General features: G+C 42.6%; 14 protein-coding genes and 2 rRNA genes. 14 read left to right on the top strand and 2 right to left on the bottom strand.

All coding sequences use genetic code 11. From position 1 onward, the window contains the following. Positions 1-34: 34 nt before the first annotated feature. Positions 35-152 (top strand): 5S ribosomal RNA (gene rrf / locus ACZ5C4_RS12780). Between the two features lie 505 nt (positions 153-657). Further along, positions 658-3,554 (top strand): 23S ribosomal RNA (locus ACZ5C4_RS12775). Positions 3,555-3,818: 264 nt separating this feature from the next. Here the strand turns inward: ACZ5C4_RS12775 and ACZ5C4_RS12770 are convergent. Then, positions 3,819-4,685, bottom strand: a complete 867-nt coding sequence (locus tag ACZ5C4_RS12770) for a helix-turn-helix transcriptional regulator (RefSeq protein ID WP_464521337.1) — start codon at positions 4,683-4,685, stop codon at positions 3,819-3,821. 185 nt (positions 4,686-4,870) lie between these two features. Between ACZ5C4_RS12770 and ACZ5C4_RS12765 the strand changes: the two genes are divergently transcribed. From ACZ5C4_RS12765 to ACZ5C4_RS12730, 8 genes are all read left to right on the top strand, one after another. Continuing rightward, complete coding sequence (locus tag ACZ5C4_RS12765; protein ID WP_464521336.1) at positions 4,871-5,845, top strand: ROK family protein; 975 nt, start codon at positions 4,871-4,873, stop codon at positions 5,843-5,845. Positions 5,846-5,862: 17 nt separating this feature from the next. Further along, entirely contained in the window at positions 5,863-8,169 is a 2,307-nt protein-coding gene (locus tag ACZ5C4_RS12760) for a pyruvate formate lyase family protein (RefSeq protein WP_464521335.1), read from the top strand. After that, positions 8,169-9,080, top strand: a complete 912-nt coding sequence (locus ACZ5C4_RS12755) for a glycyl-radical enzyme activating protein (protein ID WP_464521334.1) — start codon at positions 8,169-8,171, stop codon at positions 9,078-9,080. The genes ACZ5C4_RS12760 and ACZ5C4_RS12755 overlap by 1 nt, the downstream gene beginning before the upstream one ends. A gap of 182 nt (positions 9,081-9,262) precedes the next feature. Then, positions 9,263-10,165 carry a type I phosphomannose isomerase catalytic subunit gene (locus ACZ5C4_RS12750; protein ID WP_464521333.1) on the top strand — a complete coding sequence of 301 codons (903 nt, stop codon included), beginning with the start codon at positions 9,263-9,265 and terminating at the stop codon, positions 10,163-10,165. 105 nt (positions 10,166-10,270) lie between these two features. Then, positions 10,271-11,035: a DeoR/GlpR family DNA-binding transcription regulator gene (locus tag ACZ5C4_RS12745; protein WP_464521332.1), complete on the top strand. Its 765-nt coding sequence runs from the start codon at positions 10,271-10,273 to the stop codon at positions 11,033-11,035. A 118-nt stretch (positions 11,036-11,153) separates the two neighbouring features. Further along, the gene (locus ACZ5C4_RS12740; protein WP_464521331.1) at positions 11,154-11,900 is read left to right on the top strand and encodes an N-acetylmannosamine-6-phosphate 2-epimerase; all 747 of its coding nucleotides are present in this window, start codon (positions 11,154-11,156) and stop codon (positions 11,898-11,900) included. A 36-nt stretch (positions 11,901-11,936) separates the two neighbouring features. Further along, a complete protein-coding gene (locus ACZ5C4_RS12735; protein WP_464521330.1) occupies positions 11,937-13,031 on the top strand; it encodes a Gfo/Idh/MocA family protein in 1,095 nt (364 codons plus the stop codon). Positions 13,032-13,052: 21 nt separating this feature from the next. Continuing rightward, on the top strand, positions 13,053-13,955 hold the full coding sequence (locus tag ACZ5C4_RS12730) for a sugar phosphate isomerase/epimerase family protein (RefSeq protein WP_464521329.1): 903 nt from the start codon (positions 13,053-13,055) through the stop codon (positions 13,953-13,955). Positions 13,956-14,005: 50 nt separating this feature from the next. Here the strand turns inward: ACZ5C4_RS12730 and ACZ5C4_RS12725 are convergent, their stop codons facing one another. Then, on the bottom strand, positions 14,006-14,812 hold the full coding sequence (locus tag ACZ5C4_RS12725) for a GntR family transcriptional regulator (protein ID WP_464521328.1): 807 nt from the start codon (positions 14,810-14,812) through the stop codon (positions 14,006-14,008). Positions 14,813-15,033: 221 nt separating this feature from the next. Between ACZ5C4_RS12725 and ACZ5C4_RS12720 the strand changes: the two genes are divergently transcribed. The 4 genes from ACZ5C4_RS12720 to ACZ5C4_RS12705 all read left to right on the top strand — a co-directional run bounded on the left by ACZ5C4_RS12720 (position 15,034) and on the right by ACZ5C4_RS12705 (position 19,739). Then, a complete protein-coding gene (locus tag ACZ5C4_RS12720) occupies positions 15,034-16,164 on the top strand; it encodes a substrate-binding domain-containing protein (protein ID WP_464521327.1) in 1,131 nt (376 codons plus the stop codon). A gap of 82 nt (positions 16,165-16,246) precedes the next feature. Further along, positions 16,247-17,779, top strand: coding sequence for a sugar ABC transporter ATP-binding protein (locus ACZ5C4_RS12715; RefSeq protein ID WP_464521326.1), 1,533 nt, complete (start codon positions 16,247-16,249; stop codon positions 17,777-17,779). Then, positions 17,760-18,773, top strand: coding sequence for an ABC transporter permease (locus tag ACZ5C4_RS12710; RefSeq protein ID WP_464521325.1), 1,014 nt, complete (start codon positions 17,760-17,762; stop codon positions 18,771-18,773). The genes ACZ5C4_RS12715 and ACZ5C4_RS12710 overlap by 20 nt, the downstream gene beginning before the upstream one ends. Then, entirely contained in the window at positions 18,774-19,739 is a 966-nt protein-coding gene (locus tag ACZ5C4_RS12705; protein ID WP_464521324.1) for an ABC transporter permease, read from the top strand. It begins immediately after the preceding gene. The last annotated feature ends 30 nt before the right edge of the window (positions 19,740-19,769 follow it).

Here is a 19,769-nt window from a genome sequence, read left to right as displayed (position 1 = left end):
AGCTCGAAAAGACCTCACCAAGAACTTAAGATTTTTTGGTGGCGATGCGTTTGTGGGAAACACCCGTACCCATCCCGAACACGATGGTTAAGCCGCAGACGGCCGATGGTACTGCACTGGAGACGGTGTGGGAGAGTAGGTGGCCGCCAAATTTAAAAAAGAAAAAAGACAAAGCAAAGGAAACTTCAGAAACCAAAGGAAATAGGGATTCTGAAGAAATAACCGGACGCATACGTGAAAAGAACACGTGAAGTCTTTAAGCATAGATACAGGCAAGGATAAGCAACAACTTATCAAAGCCAACCCAATCAGCAGGGAAGTGCTGTTTAAATAGATAAAGAAACTGTCACGAAGGTTTTTTACCAGTGATTAGAGAGCAGAAAAGGTTCTGGTTTCTAATGACTGATAAAAAATCAGTCAGCTGATAAGATGTGAAGGTTTAAAACCTAAGGGTTTGTCACACATCTAAATGTACCTTGAAAACTGCATATAAAAGAAGAAAGAGATAGAAATATCGAAAAGACATCCGAGGTAAATGTAAGAGAACATTACCAGAGTCTGAAGAAAACAGACGGAAAACTAAATTGACCTAGAACCAACGCGTGTAACGCTATACACGTGTGGATGACCATTCATTCCCGTGAATGGGAGTCAGTTGGTTATGCTAATAAGAGCGTATGGTGGATGCCTAGGCACTAAGAGCCGATGAAGGACGTGATAAGCTGCGAAAAGCTTCGGGGAGGGGCAAATACCCATCGATCCGGAGATATCCGAATGGGGGAACCCACTTGAGAAAACCTCAAGTATCCTTACGTGAATCCATAGGGTAAGGAAGGGAACCCGGTGAACTGAAACATCTAAGTAGCCGGAGGAAGAGAAAACAACAGTGATTCCGAAAGTAGCGGCGAGCGAAATCGGAAGAGCCCAAACCAGGGTGCGTGCATCCTGGGGTTCGGACCGCATAATTGATTCATCAAGAGTAGCAGAATGGTTTTGGGAAAGCCAGCCAGAGAGGGTGAAAGCCCCGTAAGCGAAACTTAAGATGACAAGGCGGAATCCAGAGTAGGTCGAGACACGAGAAACCTTGACTGAATATGCGGGGACCACCCCGTAAGGCTAAATACTCCTTAGTGACCGATAGCGCATAGTACTGTGAAGGAAAGGTGAAAAGGACCCCGGGAGGGGAGTGAAAGAGAACCTGAAACCATATGTTTACAAGCTGTGGAAGCGCTTTAAATGCGCAACCGCGTACTTTTTGTAGAACGGTCCGGCGAGTTGCGTCGTCTGGCGAGGTTAAGCACTAAAAGGTGTGGAGCCGAAGGGAAACCAAGTCTGAAAAGGGCGGTTAAGTCAGACGGAGCAGACCCGAAACCGGGTGATCTATCCATGTCCAGGTTGAAGTTGCCGTAAAAGGCAATGGAGGACCGAACCCACATCCGTTGAAAAGGGTGGGGATGAGGTGTGGATAGGGGAGAAATTCCAATCGAACCCGGAGATAGCTGGTTCTCCTCGAAATAGCTTTAGGGCTAGCCTCATGCAAGTCTTACGGAGGTAGAGCACTGAATTCCTAAGGGGGCGTCAAAGCTTACCAAGGGATATCAAACTCCGAATGCCGTGTAGATGGTGCATGGGAGTCAGACTATCCGAGATAAGTTGGGTGGTCGAAAGGGAAAGAGCCCAGACCTGCAGCTAAGGTCCCAAAATGTGTGTTAAGTGGAAAAGGATGTGGGATTTCAAAGACAACTAGGATGTTGGCTTAGAAGCAGCCATACATTAAAAGAGTGCGTAATAGCTCACTAGTCGAGAGGTCCTGCGCCGAAAATGTCCGGGGCTAAAACACACTACCGAAGCTTAGGAATATATGAATGTATATTGGTAGAGGAGCATTCTTAACGAGAAGAAGCTGTACCGGAAGGAGCAGTGGATTGTTAAGAAGAGAGAATGCCGGAATGAGTAGCGAGAGGAAGGTGAGAATCCTTCCGGCCGAATATCTAAGGTTTCCAGAGTAAAGCTGATCTGCTCTGGGTAAGTCGGGGCCTAAGGTGAGGTCGAAAGACGTAGCCGATGGACAACAGGTTGAAATTCCTGTACTATCTTATAACAGAACTGTGGGGACGCAGAGAGAGAGCACGAGCCGGGAATGGAAAGCCCGGTACAAGCGAGGTAGGAGTGCATAAGGCAAATCCGGTGCACAATCCGAAGACGTGAAGTGGAGCGAACTAAGAGTAGCGAAGCGTGTGAGCTAGCTGCCAAGAAAAGCCGCTATTGTTTGTAAGATACCCGTACCGTAAACCGACACAGGTGGATGAGGAGAGAATCCTAAGGCCGACGGGAGAAGCATTGTTAAGGAACTCGGCAAAATGACTCCGTAACTTCGGGAGAAGGAGTGCCAGGTAAGACTGGCCGCAGAGAATTGGCCCAAGCAACTGTTTAGCAAAAACACAGGTCTATGCAAAACCGAAAGGTGAGGTATATGGGCTGACGCCTGCCCGGTGCTGGAAGGTTAAGGGGAGAGGTTAGTGGCAACACGAAGCTTTGAACTTAAGCCCCAGTAAACGGCGGCCGTAACTATAACGGTCCTAAGGTAGCGAAATTCCTTGTCGGGTAAGTTCCGACCCGCACGAAAGGCGTAATGATTTGGGCACTGTCTCAACAATGCACCCGGTGAAATTGAAATACCAGTGAAGATGCTGGTTACCTGCGCCAGGACGGAAAGACCCCATGGAGCTTTACTCCAGCTTGATACTGGGATTCGGTATTGCATGTACAGGATAGGTGGGAGACAAGGAAATGGTAACGCCAGTTACCATGGAGTCGCTGTTGGGATACCACCCTTGCAGTATTGGGTTTCTAACCAGCAGCCGTGAACCGGCTGGGGGACAATGTCAGGTGGGGAGTTTGACTGGGGCGGTCGCCTCCGAAAGGGTATCGGAGGCGCTCAAAGGTTCCCTCAGAATGGTCGGAAACCATTCGGAGAGTGTAAAGGCAGAAGGGAGCTTGACTGCGACACCGACGGGTGGAGCAGGTACGAAAGTAGGACTTAGTGATCCGGTGGTATAAAGTGGGATTGCCATCGCTCAACGGATAAAAGCTACCCTGGGGATAACAGGCTTATCACTCCCAAGAGTTCACATCGACGGAGTGGTTTGGCACCTCGATGTCGGCTCATCGCATCCTGGGGCTGAAGTAGGTCCCAAGGGTTGGGCTGTTCGCCCATTAAAGCGGTACGCGAGCTGGGTTCAGAACGTCGTGAGACAGTTCGGTCCCTATCCGGCGTGGGCGTAGGATATTTGAGAGGAGCTGTCCTTAGTACGAGAGGACCGGGATGGACTGGCCGCTGGTGAATCTGTTGTTCTGCCAAGGGCATAGCAGAGTAGCCAAGCCGGGAAGGGATAAACGCTGAAGGCATCTAAGCGTGAAGCCCCCCTCAAGAAGAGATATCCCATAGCAAAAGCTAGTAAGACCCCTTGAAGACGACGAGGTAGATAGGGCAGAGGTGGAAGCATGGTAACATGTGGAGCTGACTGTTACTAATAGGTCGAGGGCATAACCAAGCAGGTGATAGGTTGGATGATGATTTCTTTTATATGTAGTTTTGAAGGTATAGTGGAATGAGAGGAAGAAGAGGAGTGTTGCTGAGATATAGCAACACTCCTCTTCTTCAGTTCTTTCTTATGCACACAGTCATTGTATGACGGCTGTTTTTATTTTACCGCTTTTCGGTATTGCGGCGGCGCGCAAAGTGTACAAGCCCCTCACTCTTGAAGGGCTTGCCTATTTTGTTCTTTTAGAGTATATAAATGAATTTCAATGGCTTCCTAGGCTTTCTTATGAAAAGTTATCTGATCTCGATACTTTTTGGGCGAGATACCGCGCCGTGCTTTAAAAGCGTTGATAAAGCTGGCAGAAGAACTGTAGCCTAGAAATTCTGCAATCTCAGATACAGAGACAGAAGTCGTTCTTAAAATGAGCTTAGCATAGTCAATTTTTGTAATCGAGACAAATTCCAACGGTGAATACCCAGTTTCTTTTTTAAATATATGTGAAAAATAGTAAGGACTTAAATGTGCATAGTCTGCCAACTGCTGTAGAGTAAAATGCTGTTCTATATGATTTTTAATATATTCAATCGTTTTTGCGGCCATATCTGAATAAGGAGATATGGAGGCGGGGAGTGTATCATTTGAGGATTGTATAAGACATAAAGTACTATATACGACAGAGGAGAGAAACGCATCGGATGCTTGTTCCTGATAGCATAGCTTCATAATCGGTTCATTGATATTATGATAGATATCACCGGCATTTTTTAGAGTAAAAACAGGTCTTCCATTCTGCTCGATTAAATGATCTGCCAGATTCGTGGCATATTTTCCATCAAAATGAAAAAACAAAAATTCACAATTATCAGTACAGTAATACTGCTGAGGCTTATAGCAGTTGATCAGAACAATGTCGTTAGCGTGAGCAGTATAATGTTTTCCATTATAAATTAGTTCGAGAGAACCATTTATAATAAAAAAGAAAAGAGGCGGCCGTGTTCCCTCATTTTTAATGTTATATTGTCCGTCACACTGGTAGTATCCACAGCTTACCATATAATAATAGTATTTCTTAAAAGTATCAGAAGGGTTAAAAAAGCACATATAAGAACCTTCTTTTACTCCAATTTCTTTCCAAATCATAGAATTCCCCCAAACATTTCACTTATTTTTATGAATAGTACTCCTTGAAAATAGTATATCTATATCAGACAAAAAAAGCAATATGAATAAATTTTTCCGCATTACACAGTATTGAAAAAATCTATATTGGAGAATATTGTTTTACATAAGAAGACAGTAATTACTGTACGACAGGAGGAAAAAATATGAAGTATTATCTTGGCTTAGACGTTGGGGGAACAAATTTTGCAGCGGGAATTATAGACGAAAACTACAGAGTGATCGAAAAAACAAGTGTTCCTGCGGGTGCAGGAAGAAGTATAGAAGAGATCACAGCAGATATGGCAAACGTTTCGTTAGAGGTGGTAAAGAAAGCGGGGTTGGATATATCTGATTTTACTTCCTGGGGAATTGGCATGCCAAGCTATGTAAATCCTAGAACGAACCTATTAGTCCATGCAAATTGTTTTGGGTGGAAAAACGCACCCATTTATTCTTACTTAGAACGACATATTCCACTTCCCATTTATATTGAAAATGATGCGAATTGTGCAGCTCTGGGAGAAACCCTGGCAGGCGGAGCAAAAGGATATGAAAATGTCTTGATGCTGACTCTGGGTACAGGACTTGGGGGAGGCATTATCTTGAATAAAAAAATATATGCGGGCGCCGATATGATGGGGGCAGAGTTAGGACACACAAAGCTTGTCTACAATGGTGCCGCGTGTACATGTGGACAACATGGATGTGCAGAGGCATATTGCTCTGCTACTGCCTTGATCAGGCAGGCAAAGGAGGCGTTGGAGAGAGAGCCAGAATCTTTGATGGTTGGATTGTGTGACGGCGACATTTCCAAACTGGAGGCAAAAACGGTGTTTGACGCAATGAAACAAGGCGACGATACTGCGAGACAGGTGATTGAACAATATATAGATTATTTGTCCTGTGCAATATCTAGTTTTGTAGTCATTTTCCGGCCGGAAATTATTATATTAGGAGGCGGCGTGGCAAATGCAGGAGAAATTTTGCGCAGGCCGCTGCAGGAAAGACTGCTTGTGAATACATATGCAGGAAGCGAAATCGGTGTTCCGGATATTAAAATTGCGGAGTGTGGAAATGACGCGGGGCTTATTGGAGCAGCAATGCTGGAGAAGTATGGTATGAATAGAAATCAGAAATAGAAGGTGGTGGCGTAGAAATGGTGAAATTTGATGTAGAAGGAAGCCAGAATGTGGAAGTAAGCGAGAAAATTCCATGTGAAAAAAGTTTAGTCAGACAGTTGGAAATAATGGAGGAATATACCGCTGTGCATAAAAAGTTCAGCGGGGCTTCGAAAGAGAGAAGAGAAGTGGAATGTTTAAAGGTTATCTTTCCGCAGATGTTCCGAACCATTGAGAAGCAGGATTTGTTTGCAGGAAGATTGGATTTTCTGCCGATTGGATTTGGAACTGTAACCTCAATCGGCGGGGTGGGACATTACTGTGTATTCAATAAACTGCGAAAATTTCAAGAGGAGATAAAGAAGCAGGGGGAAACGTACTATGACAGGGTGGAAAATCTATATCAATATTGGCTTGAGCATGATTTAAAGACACAGTATTGTAGGGAGGTTTTGACGGAGACGACCATTGGACGTTTTATTGATGTAGAATATCCGTTGATTGCAACGGCGCGACTGTCTGGAATGATGCTGGATTACCCCAAATTGTTAGAAAATGGTGTGGGCGGATTAAAGAGAATTATTTCAGAAAAACTGACAGGTGCACCAGACAATGAATTTTATAAAGCCAGTCTGGAATGTCTGGAGCTTGTGACGGTCAGTGCAGATGCTTTAAGGGAGCAGGCGCAGAAGCAGATAGAAGAGTTAAAAGAAACTGACAGTAAGAGGAAACAGGAGCTTTGGCGGATAAAAGAGGGCTTAGAGAAAATACGGGAAGACAAACCCTCTACTTTCCATGAGGCTTTACAATTATTCTGGCTGTATGCGCTGCTCGCAGGAGTGATTAATTACGGACGACTGGACGATTTTTTGGGGCCTTACCTCGCAGCGGATCTGGATAGCGGACGCATGACAGAGCAGGAGGCATATGCGTATATAAAATCCCTTTGGACGATGATTGAGAATCGACGTACAACAGTAAACGGGCGTGTAATTGTCGGAGGAAAAGGAAGAAAACACCCGAAAGAAGCGGAGCGTTTTTTACATATAGCGATGAAGGTGTGCAAGGACTGCCGGTATGTAGAGCCACAGTTTACACTGCGTCTTACGCAGGATACCACAGAAGAAATATGGAAAGAAGCATTGGATGCTCTCGGCGCAGGCGCAACGTATCCTACTCTTTACAATGATGAGGTGAATGTTCCGGCGGTGGCCTATGGAATGCGTGTAAGTGAAGAAACTGCAAAGAGGTATGTTCCGTTTGGGTGTACAGAATTTGTACTATGGGGACAAAGTACGGGAACACCGAATATCTGCATTAATTTGTTGAAGCTTTTAAACATCTATATGAACGAAGGAATTGACCCTGTGGACGGCAAATACAAATTAGGGGAAGTAGCTCCAAAGAAACTGGAAGAGATACAAAGCTTTGAGGAATTTTATGACGGCTATAAAGAAGTTCTGGACTATTATATGGATTTGTCTGTGCAGGCGCAATATCGTTCCTATGGCGTGATGAATGAACAGGTCAGCTTTTTGTTCACAAGTATACTTATGGACGACTGCATTGAAAGGGGAAAGGCTTTATTAGACGGAGGAGTCAGATACCTGGGAGGAACCTGTGAAACATATGGAAATATAAATGCTTCGGATTCATTGTGGGCAATCAAACACCTTGTATTTGACACAAAACACTATACCTTAAGAGAAATAGAAGAAGCTGTGTTGGCTGACTACTGTGGGTACGAGGACATAAGAAAAGCTTGCCTTAACTGCGATAAGTATGGAAACGATCTGGAAACGGCAGACGGTATGGCAAATAGTCTGTATGAGTACGTATCTAAAGGCATACGTAACCGCGGAATTGAAATAGGGATGCAGTATTTTTTGATCGTAATCAGCAACAATTCTTTAAACACAGAATGGGGAATCAGGACGTCTGCATCTCCGGATGGAAGACTGTCGGGAGTATATATGAATCCTGCAAACAATCCGCAGGGTGGAGCAGACAAAAACGGGCCGACAGCGATGTTGAATTCACTGACTACATTTGATGCAAAATACCATGCAGGTTCTGTACAGAATATTAAATTTGAGAAGAGCATGTTTAATAAAAATAAGGCTCTGATTGAAGCAATGTTTAAGGCATACTTTGAAAAAGGCGGGTGCCATCTGATGGTAACAGTAGTGGACAAGGGAGCCTTGGAAGATGCAATGATACACCCAGAAAAATATCCTGATTTAATCGTGCGTGTCGCCGGATATTCAGCGGTATTTATCCATCTGGATCGAAGTGTTCAGGAAGAACTGTTGAGTCGTTCACTTTACGGAGAGGCGGGCGTGTGATGAATAGGAGAACGCTTCCTGTGTCGAATATCGAACGCTTTGCGATCCACGACGGGCCAGGTATCAGAACGACGGTTTTCCTTCAAAGTTGTCCACTGCGGTGCCAGTGGTGCGCAAACCCAGAAGCACAGACGGAAGGAAAACATTTGATGTTTTTAGAACAAAAGTGTGTGGGATGCGGAAGCTGTGTAAAGAATTGCCCGCAGCATGCAATTACAATACGCGAAGGGAAAGCACGTGTGTGTCGGGAAAAGTGTATTGTATGCTGGAAATGTGCGGAAGCTTGTCCAAATGAGGCATTGAGTATAAGTGGAAAGCAAATGACGCCGGATGAGATATATGACATTGTAGTCAGGGACAGTATTTATTATGAAAAAACAGGCGGAGGAGTGACCTTTTCAGGAGGGGAGGCACTGCTCCATATCGAAGAAATTGCCGTACTAACAGACAGGCTGAGAAGAGCTGGAATCCATACGGCGGTAGAAACCTGCGGGTATGTACCGGAAGCATATATAAAAAAAGCGGTACAAGCGATAGAGTTGTTTTTATTTGACATAAAAACATTAGATGCAGACAAGATGAAACGATACACAGGGGGAGAACTGTCTGTGGTTCTGAACAATTTTACATATGTTGCAAAATGTGGGCCAGACAGAGTGACGGCACGTATACCAGTGATTCCAAATTTGAACCATACAGAAAAAGAGATGCTGGAAATCTTCCAGTTTTTAGTAGACAACCATGTGAAAAAGGCAGATCTTCTGCCGTATCATACGCTAGGGATAACAAAATATAAGCAACTTGGAAAAGAATATCCCTTTGACTGCAGAGAAAGCTTAAGACCGGATGAACTGATAAGGTACCGGTCCATAGGGGAAGAAATGGGGTTATGTATTAAAATAGGGGGATAATCCAATCCCCCTGTTTATTTTTATATAATAGGAAATTTCGATAAATTTCCTATTATACAAAAAGCCCTCCGGGCAGGATGCGCACGCCGCAATAAGGAAATTTTACCGCTTTGCGGTATTGCGGCGGCGCGCAAAGTGGGCTTGCCCACTTTGTTCACTATTTTTGAAAGAAGAGGAAAAGTATGAGAGAATTAATATTTTTAGAAACAGAACTTAAGAAAATGATATGGGGAGAAGAACAATGGGTGATAAGTGCCAATGAAAAAGGGGATTGCAGAATAAAAAATGAAAGCTGGAGAGGAAAAACATTATCGGCATTATGGAAAGAAGCTCCGGAACTATTCGGAAATATAAAAAAAGAATACTTCCCGCTTTTGGTGAAAGTGATAAAGGCGCGGAAAGATTTGAGCATACAGGTACACCCTGATGATGTCTATGCAGAAGAACACGAAGAGGGAAGTCCAGGTAAAAATGAATGTTGGTATATTCTGGAGTGTGAGAAAGATTCCTACCTGATTGTAGGGCATAATGCAGTAAGTAGACAGGAATTAAGGCAGATGATTGAGGAAGGCAGGTGGATGAGTTTATTTAGGAGAGTTCCGATCAAAAAAGGCGATTTTATAAAGATTGATGCGGGGACTCTCCATGCGATAAAAGGAGGGATTACACTTCTTGAGATTCAGGAAAATTCAGATATTACTTACCGAGTGTATGACTATGGAAGGAAGAAAGACGGGAAACCAAGAGAATTGCATACACAAAAGGCTCTTGACGTTATAAAGGTACCGGCAGAGAGCACAGAAACAAGTATTTACAGGGCGGAAGCTATTTGCAAAAACCAGGAGGAAATCCTGGGAGAAAATGCTTATTACAAGGTTTTTAGGATATATGTTTCAGATTCTTTCCAAATAGAGCAGAGGTTCCCGTTTTTGATTGTGAGTGTGGTGGAAGGATCTGGGAGGATAAATAACATGCATATTAAAAAAGGAGATCATTTTATCATACCGGCAGGTTATGGAACGTCAGAGTTCAAAGGAGAGATGGAATTGATTTGTTCCACGTACCCTGTACTACAGAAAAAATAGATATAATTTCAATAAGTTTAATTTTTTTTTGCACATTGATGATAAAATATGATAAAATATGATAGAGAGAAGGTTGTTGTTGAAAAAATGAAATAGGAGTAGGATATGATTGCGTTAGAAAGAAAAAGGTATATTTTAAATGCGCTTAAAGAAAAAGGGATTATTAATCTGAGGGAAATTGCGAAAGAGCTGAATATGGCAGAGATAACAATACGGCGTGATTTTGAAAAGCTGGAAGCGGAAGGAAAGTTAAAGCGTGTACAGGGGGGCGCAACCATTGGAGAGGATTCGCAGAATGATGTAAGTGCAGAGCTTACTATGAACAGAAAAATTTCTGTTCATATGAAAGAAAAAGAACTGGTTGCACGTTATGTTGCCAAAACTGTAAAAGAAGGGGAGTGCGTTTTTATCGACGGAGGGACAACCATGATTCCGTTAGTAGCAGAGCTAGTCAAGAAAAATGTGCATATTGTTACGTATAACACGTTGATTTTAGAAAAGCTTGCGAATCCGGCGGCGAAGATATTTATGATTGGCGGGGAGTATTCACCTTATTTTAATATGAATGTCGGAGCAATGGCACAGGATATGCTGCGTCAATTCCATTTTGACAAAAGCTTTATCAGCTGTGTGGCTGCCAATTTGGAGCAAAAGGCAGCTTATATGGCGGAGACAGAGAGTTTGATTATGAAAAAGATTGCTATGGAGCAGTCAGATAATAATTACCTGCTGATAGACGCGCATAAATTTGAGGCGAACGGGTTCTTAAAATTATGTGATTTTTCGAAATTTGACAAAATCTACTGTAATGAATTCCAGACGGATACGGCCCTTCCGGATAACATTACTATGGTGAAAGCGGATATATGAGAAAAATAGTTTAAAAATGATAATAAATGATATAAAAAGATAAAAAATGATTGACAACGTCCGACTGCGGTGGTATGATGATTTCAACATACAAAGTTGAATAAGGAGACAGTGTTTTATGAAGACGAAGGATGAAAGAAAAAGAGCAATTTTGGAATCCTTTAAAAACGGTCTGATTGTTTCCTGCCAAGCGCAGCCGGACGATCCTATTTATAGTGAAGAAATGCCGGTGAAAATGGCAGAGGCGGCAAAATGGGCCGGAGCCGTCGGGATTCGGGCAAATTCACCAGAGCAGATACGCGCGATCCACAAGGCTGTGGATTTGCCGATTATCGGATTGTACAAGATTTGGAACGCAGATACAGATGTGTTTATTACGCCAACCGTAGAAGCAGCGATAGAAGTCTATGAAGCAGGAGCAGAAATTGTTGCATTAGACTGTACAGAACAAGAGATTAATGGACGAAAAGCTTATGAACTTTTTCCAGAAGTAAAAAAAGCATTGCCAGATGCGATCCTATTTGCCGATGTTTCAAATTATAGGGAGGCAAAGAGAGCCGTTGAAATGGGGGCGGATATTGTAGGCCCTACTTTATATGGCTATACAAAAGAAACAAAAGAAATTGAGATGCCGGATTTACGAGAGTTTGCAAAAATGTGCCGAGACTTGAAAGACGAAGCGTATGTGATGATGGAAGGGCATATCTATACACCCGAAGATGCTATGAAATGTATTTATCTGGGAGCACATGCTGTAGTTGTTGGAAGTGCAATTACTCGCCCGCATCTGACAGCGAAGCGTTTTGTGGATCTGTTGAGTGGATACCAAAATGATTGGCGTACAGATGAGAGAAGAAAACATTAGATAAAGGATCAAAAATGAGAAATTGGAGGATGCGGTATGAAAAAATGGAAAATAGCAATTATGGGATGTGGCATGATTGCACAGGATATTTACATTCCACAGATAAAAAAGATGCCGAAAGCAGAATTGGCAGCTGTTTGTGATATTAATGCTGCACGTGCAAAAGAATGTGCGGAGAAATTCGCGATTCCGCAATGGTACAGTGATTACGACGAGCTGCTGGAAAAATGTGAATTTGATATTTTGATGGATATAGCCTCCATACCGGCACATCACGAGATTAATATGAAGGCGCTGAAAGCCGGAAAACATCTCTATTCACAAAAACCGGTAGGGCTGTCTGTAGAACAGGTTACAGAACAGATAGAGGCAGCGAAGGAAGCGCATGTGAAATATTCAGCCTCTCCGATTCATCTTCTTCGGCCCGACATTAAAAAGGTGCGTGAGATTATTGCAAACGGGACAATCGGAAAGGTGACAATGATCCGTGTACATGCCTCCCATGGAGGGCCAGAATATTTCCAGTATAGAGATGCAGATCCATCCTGGTTTTTTAAACCAGGGGCAGGGGCGTTATATGACATGGGTGTTCATGGAATTACAATGGCAACGGCAGTCATGGATCGGCCGGCAAAGGAAGTGGGATGTATGGCGGCAATATCTGAACCAGAGAGAACGGTACGCTCTGGAGCGTTTGACGGGAAAAAGATAAAGACGGATATGCTTCCGGACAATTATCTGATCACTCTGAACTGGGGAGACGGCTGCATTGGAATTATAGATACGGGCTTTTGCCAGAAGGCTTCTACCGTAAATATGTTGGAAGTATATGGAACACTTGGGACGGTAACGATACTTGGAGAACTGCGGATCGGAGAAGGGGATGGGGTACGGTTGTACCTGGATGATCCAGAAAAGAAAGCAAGGGGCTGGATGGATCCACTTCCACAGATGTATCCAGATAAGGAATTTGAACAGGCAGACAGCATAGCTGATTTGATAGAAGCGATAGAAAATGATACAGAAACAGGGCTGCCGCCAGAGCATGCAAGACATGTAATTGATATTTTGTGTACCATACCGAAGGCAGCAGAAGAAAAACGCATTTTACCTCTTCATACAGAGTTTTAAAAGGGAAAAAGGAGAAAGCATATGATAGCAACAGGTATTTTTACAGGATATTACCCGATGACAATAGATGAAACGATTGCACAGATTAAAAAAGATGGATTTTCATGTGTACAGTTAGATGTTTCTTTTAAAGATTGCGATGCAGTAAAAGAATATTTAACAAAAGAAAAGGCAAATCTGATTCGTGACAAGTTCCGCGACGCAAACCTTCCTATTGTGGCTGTCTCTGCATATACAAATATTATTCACCACAATGCAGAAAAGAAGAAGGAAAATCTTGATTACATAAAAATGATGATGGAACGAGCGTTAGATCTAGGGTGTCCATATGTAGCAAGTGAGACCGGAACTAAAAATATAGAAAGTGATTGGGCCTGGGATGAAGCAAACGCGGGAGAACTTGCATATGAGGAAACAGCAGAAACGATTGCGGAGATCGTAAAGTTTGGAAAAGAAGTGGGAGCTACCTTTATCGTGGAGAACTACGTAAACAATGTAATTGGCTCTATTGAGCAGGTACAGAGACTTTTCAGCGACATCAACATGCCGAACTTAAAGCTGATTTGTGACCCGACGAATTATTTTACAGAAGCTTTAATGGACGATATAGATGGAGAACTGAACCGGATTTTTAATGCTCTTGCAGACAAGATGGTGATTGCACATGCAAAAGATATAAAGCTGGCAACGGATACTTCTGTAAAAGTGGCGGATATTGATGCAGATGAATCGCATTGTTTCCGCGGTTCTGGCGCCGTAGAACTGCCGGCGGCTGGACTGGGATGCCTGAATTATGATTTATATGTAAAGCTTTTAGCAAAGTTCCACCCGAACATGCCTCTTATTATTGAACATCTGGATGCAGGGGATATTGCAAGAGGAAAATCCTTTGTCGATGCAGTATTAAAACGTCAGGGGGTATAACGGATAAAGGATTTTCCCTTTGGACTGGCAGAACAAAGAATATCCTCGGATTAATAATATTCTCTTTGAATGTGTTCGCCAAGGTCAGAGTTATTGTACAAATCTATACGAAAAGTGCACTTGTCTGCGCGGGTGACAGAGGAAGTATATTCAAATATAAAGCCGGATTCAAGACTAGAAATACGGTGAATCCGATAGCCAGCTACAGGCAGCGCACTTTGACATTGAAGCAAATCCGCCTCTTTTTCACTTAGAATAATTGCTTCGATATTTTCAGAGGCGTGATGCAGGTTTAATTTGTAATGGTCGGTTAAAATATGGTACAGAGAGGAGGCTTCAAAATTAAATTGTTCAATGCCATTACACAGGTAATATGGAATATAGGTTTCTTCAATCAGAAAAGGCACGTCATTGCTGCATCTTAACCGCAGCAATTTGAAAACAGTGGTTTGCTTTCCAGGCATTTTCAAGATGTCCTTCACCGACGAAGGCGGAGACTGTATGACAGATGCTTTCAAAATTTGAGAGGAAGGAACCATACCAAGAGCACGCATATCCTCAGAGAAAGAATATAGATGATTCATATTTCTTTCTACTTTGGGAATAGTTACAAAAGTACCTTTGCCGCGGCATCTGGTTATATAGTGCTCTTTGGCAAGAAGATTCATTGCCTGCCTGACAGTAGTCCGGCTGCAGCCTAAGATATTACACAAGGTTTCTTCTGGAGGCATCTGTTCATCAATATGTAGTTCTTCCGCCTGTATTTGTATTTTGAAAAAAGAGGCTAGCTGCATATAGAGAGGAACCGTACTGTCATAGGAAAAGTGAAATGACTCTTTGAATTTATTAATATCCATAAATACCCTCCTGATGTTGCACTTATTAGTATATTACTAATGTAATCTTAATAATAATTAATGTCAATATAGATTAAATGTGCAATTTGACGAAAAAATAAATATTGGGATTTGATAGATTGAAAAAAATGACAAAAAATGATTGACAAGTAAAAGTATTAAATGTATGATACAAATACAACATATCATATTAAAAGACAAAAGTAAAGGAGGAAAGAATTATGAAAAGAAAAGTTGTAAGTGTGATGTGTGCAGTTGTTATGGTTGCTTCTCTTATCGTTGGATGTGGAAGCTCCGGCGGCAAAGAAGAAACGAAGGAAAGCGGCGATGGAGCAAAAGCAGAGGTGTCGCTGGAAGGGGATATATATAAAATTATCCCGGAGGGAGACTTGGTGGTAGGATTTTCCACAGGTTCCTCAGGTACTTCCTGGAGAGACCAGATGATCGACGATTTTACAATTGTCGCGGAAGAATATAAAGAAGCGGGCAGAATCAAAGATTATAAGATCGTAAACAACACAACAAACGGAGATGCAACAGAGCAGGCAAATATCATCCGTGATTTTACATCAGATCCAGAAGTAAATATTATCATTGTTGATGCAAATGACAGTACTGCTTTGAATGAAGCGATTGCCGATGCACAGAAGGCAGGAAAATTAGTTGTGATTGCAGATACAGGATGCGATGCTCCGGGTGCATTAAATGTTGTGCTTGATCATACGGCATGGATGACGAAAAACGTAGAATTTGTGGCAGAGGCTCTTGGCGGAAAAGGGGATCTTATTTACATCAATGGTCTGGACGGAAATCCAGCAGATAATGCCAGACAGGAAGGCGTAGATGCGGTACTTAAAGAAAATCCGGATATGAAGATTTTACAGAAAACATCCGGAGGATGGGATCAGACAAAAGCGAAGGAAGCATGTGCACAAATTTTAAGTACAACACAGGATGTTGACGGTGTTCTTACACAAGACGGTATGGCATATGGCTGTCTACAGGCTTTCCAGGATGCAGGAATGCTTCCGAAAGTGATGATAGGAGATCCGGGATTGTCATTCTTTACAGAATGGAAGAAGTTGATGGATGAAGGCGCAGATTTCCAGGCATGCGCACAGCCAAACCCGCCGGGAGTTGCAGCGACAGCATTGAGACTGGCTGTTAATATGGCTGAAGGAAAAGAACTGGATGAATCTAAACTGGACGGAAATACATATTCTTATATTGTAGGTTCTTTCTATACAGAAGAAAATTTTGATGAAGCATGGGAAATTCTGCAAAAAGAATCCGGTGATTACCAGCTGGATGAGTGGTTGACAGAAGAAGAAGCGCTGGAATTATTTAAATAAGAGTAAAGGATAGGGTTCTTCTCTCACGATGACAGGAAATATATATGATCGGGAGAGAGGAACTCTTTTAGGAGGGAAACGGATGGTAATATTAGAGGCTAAAAATATTGTGAAACGTTTTGGCGGTGTTACTGCGTTAAGCGACGGCAATATAGTATGCAGAGAAGGGAAAATTACTGGACTTTTGGGAACGAACGGCTCTGGCAAGAGTACAATTTCCAAAATTATCACCGGCGTATACCTTCCGGACAGCGGAACGATTACATATTATGGACAGCAGGTTTCTTTCCGCAATCCTATAGAGGCGAAAAAAGCCGGCATTATTATGGCATTTCAGAATTTGAGCCTGATTCCAGATTTGACTGTATGGCAGAATGTTGTATTGAGCTTTGAGAAAACGAAAAAAGGATTTCTTGACAATCAGTCCGCTAAGAAAATTACAAAGGAATTGATTGATTCTTTTGTAGAAGGATTTGACATTGAGCGAAAGGTTGTGCAGCTTAATTCCAGTGAAAAACAGATCGTTGAAATTGTAAAAGCAATTTCAGAAGAGCCGAAGCTATTAATTTTGGACGAGCCTACGGCTGCGTTGGAACAGGCACAAGCACAGGCTTTGTTCAAATATATGAAAAAACTGGCGGCACAGGGAACTTCTATTATTTTTACATCTCATCGAATGAACGAGATTATGGAAGTGTGCGACGACATTGTTGTTTTCAATAATGGCCATAATGTGGGGAGCGTTGATTTTGAGGTAGATGGAAGAAACCAAAAAGAAATCGTTAAAATGATAACAGGAGATATTCATACAGAGGATATTGGCCATACACATACAGAGAACACAAAAGACATTCAGCTGGAAATAAAGAATCTACAGTATGAAAATATCCTGCATGATATTCAGTTTTCTGTAAAAAAAGGAGAAGTACTTGGCATAGGCGGACTGCAGGGACAGGGGCAGACGGAGCTTATGCTCGCACTTGCAGGGAATTATAAAACCTTGCAGGCGGAAGTTTATTTGAATAAGGAAAAGATACGTTTAAATACTCCTGCCAACACGATAAGAAAAGGGATATTTTTAGTGCCAGGGGACCGTCAGACAGAAGGCTTAATGATGAAAGAATCGATCTATCACAATATGCTGATGCCTAAATTTGCATTAAAGAGACACCCCTTTTTTATACCGGAGAAAAAATACCGGAAAGAATGTGAAGAAATTGTCAAACTACTGTCCATTAAGACAGATTCTATTGACACAAAGGCGGATAATCTGTCAGGAGGAAATCAGCAGAAAATTGTAGTCGGCAAATGGCTTCCATTTGATATAAAAGTTCTCTTACTTTCCGATCCGGCAAAAGGAGTAGACATTGGTGCAAAGCGCGATATGTATCAATTTATTTTAAAACTGGCAAGAGAAAAAGACATCAGTGTGATTTTATATGCCAGTGACAATGATGAATTAGTAAGATATTGTGACAATGTACTGATCATGTATGAAGGAAGCGTTGTGAAGAGGCTGTCAGGTGATGCGATCAACAATGTGAATATCACAGCGGCATCCTTAAATCTTACGAAGGAAGAGGAGGTGGAGAAAGATGAATGTAAAGAGCATTAAAAAGCTGCTGCACAGAACAGAGACAGCAACGGTCATTCTCCTTATCCTTATGGTTGCTGTGATTGCATCATTGTCAGGCAATTTTTTTGAAGCATATACAATCCGCAACAATATTATTTCATGGACTCCGCTGATTCTGCTGGCTATGGGACAGTCATTTGTCATCATCGGTGGCGGATTGGACTTGTCAAATGGGCCGGCAATGTCTCTTATATTGTGTACCTTGACGGCGGTCATGCATGCGGATTCCGATATTACAGGAGTTAAGGCATTATTCATCGGGCTTTTGGTGGCTTTGGGAATCGGAGTTATCAATGGATTCGTAGTGGGATATTTGCGGGTACCGGCGCTGATTGCTACATTTGCAACCTCTTATATCTGGCTGGGAGCAGCGCTTTTTGTGATGCCGACACCAGGAGGCGAGTGTGTAAACTGGATGCGGATTTTCTATGATTTCCAGTCAGTGGAAAGTCTGCCGGAGGGTCTGAAACAGTTTGGAGCAGTGATACCAAGTGGATTACTTCTCATCATTATAGGGATCATTGTGTGGGTGGTATTGAGCAGAAGAAAATTCGGCAGATACCTATATGCAGTAGGTTCTGATAGAGATATTGCATACCAGAGTGGGATCAATTCTGCGAAAATGCAGTTACTTACCTATGTTATTAATGCATTGTTTATTTATGGATGCGCGTTGTTCTATGCAGCGCAGAATCAGGCAGGCTCTGCAAGAATCGGAGATCCCCTGACATTACAGTCTGTCGCGGCAGTTGTGGTAGGTGGAGTTGCACTAAGCGGCGGAACGGGAAAAGTATATATGGCGGCAATCGGAGCTGTGATTATGAGCCTGGTAAACAGACTGATCTACATATTGGAATTGCCTGCAGAATATCAGGTATTAGTAAGCGGTGCAATTATTATCCTGGCGATAACAATTTCTACCATATATGAGACGATGAATGCAAAAGCAGCAGAAAAAAGGGAGGTGAATTAAGTGGTGAAAGAAAAAAGTTTTACGGTAATGGCAGGAAGGTATAAGAAGACTTTGATCGCACTGGCCTTTATTGTGCTGCTCTATGTGATCGGCGAGATAACAGTAGGCAGTTTTGTATCCGTACATGCTATTATGCAGATGATAAAGTTTGCCACTTATATTGCACTGTTTGCCTTGTGCCAGCTCTTGGTGATCTGTGTAGGAGGAGATATTGATTTGTCCGTGGGATACACTGCAACTTTGGTTGCTGTACTGTCTGCACATATTCTGGAGGGAAGCAATGCACAGTTGTGGAAAGCGATTCTTATTGCGGTTGCAGTAGGCGGATGTATTGGCCTGATAAACGGATTTTTGGTCAGCTATGTAAAGCTCCCTTCTCTTGTAGTGACAATGGGAATGGCAAATGTGGCCCAGGGAATTGTGAATGTATATTCTGCAAAATATGGAATAGGCGGTTCCCCCTCACCCGTTTTAAAGACGATTACGACAGGTTCCATTGGAGTAGTCCCGAATATTATCTGGCTTTTGCTTGTGTGTACAGTGATTGCAATGATCGTTTTCTATAAAACAAAGATAGGAGTGTTGTTAAAGAGTATAGGATTTAATGCACTTGCATCTTACCGCTGTGGACTAAAAGTCCAGGTGATCCGTACAATGGCGTTTGTGGCGAGTGGAATTATAGCAGGCTGTGTCGGACTTTTACTGCTGGGAAATTTAGGACAGGCGTTTAAAGATATGGCATCTCAGTATGTTATGCCTAGTATCGCAGCAGTAGTAGTTGGCGGTGTCTCTCTAAATGGCGGCGAGGGAAACTATATAAATGTCGTGCTCGGTGCCATGGTTCTTCAGACACTTACGAACCTTTTTGTCTCATATGGACTGGGGGATGCAGGTAAATGGCTTGGAATAGGAGCGATTCTTTTGTTGATGTTAATTTTCTATGTGCGTGAAAAAGTGAGCCGCTAAGAAGGCTCTAGTATAAAATATGGAGGTGTC

The organism is Mediterraneibacter flintii, assembly GCF_055387595.1.
Note: the sequence above shows the minus strand (reverse complement) of the source record. Positions and strands in the feature narration are given on the sequence as shown.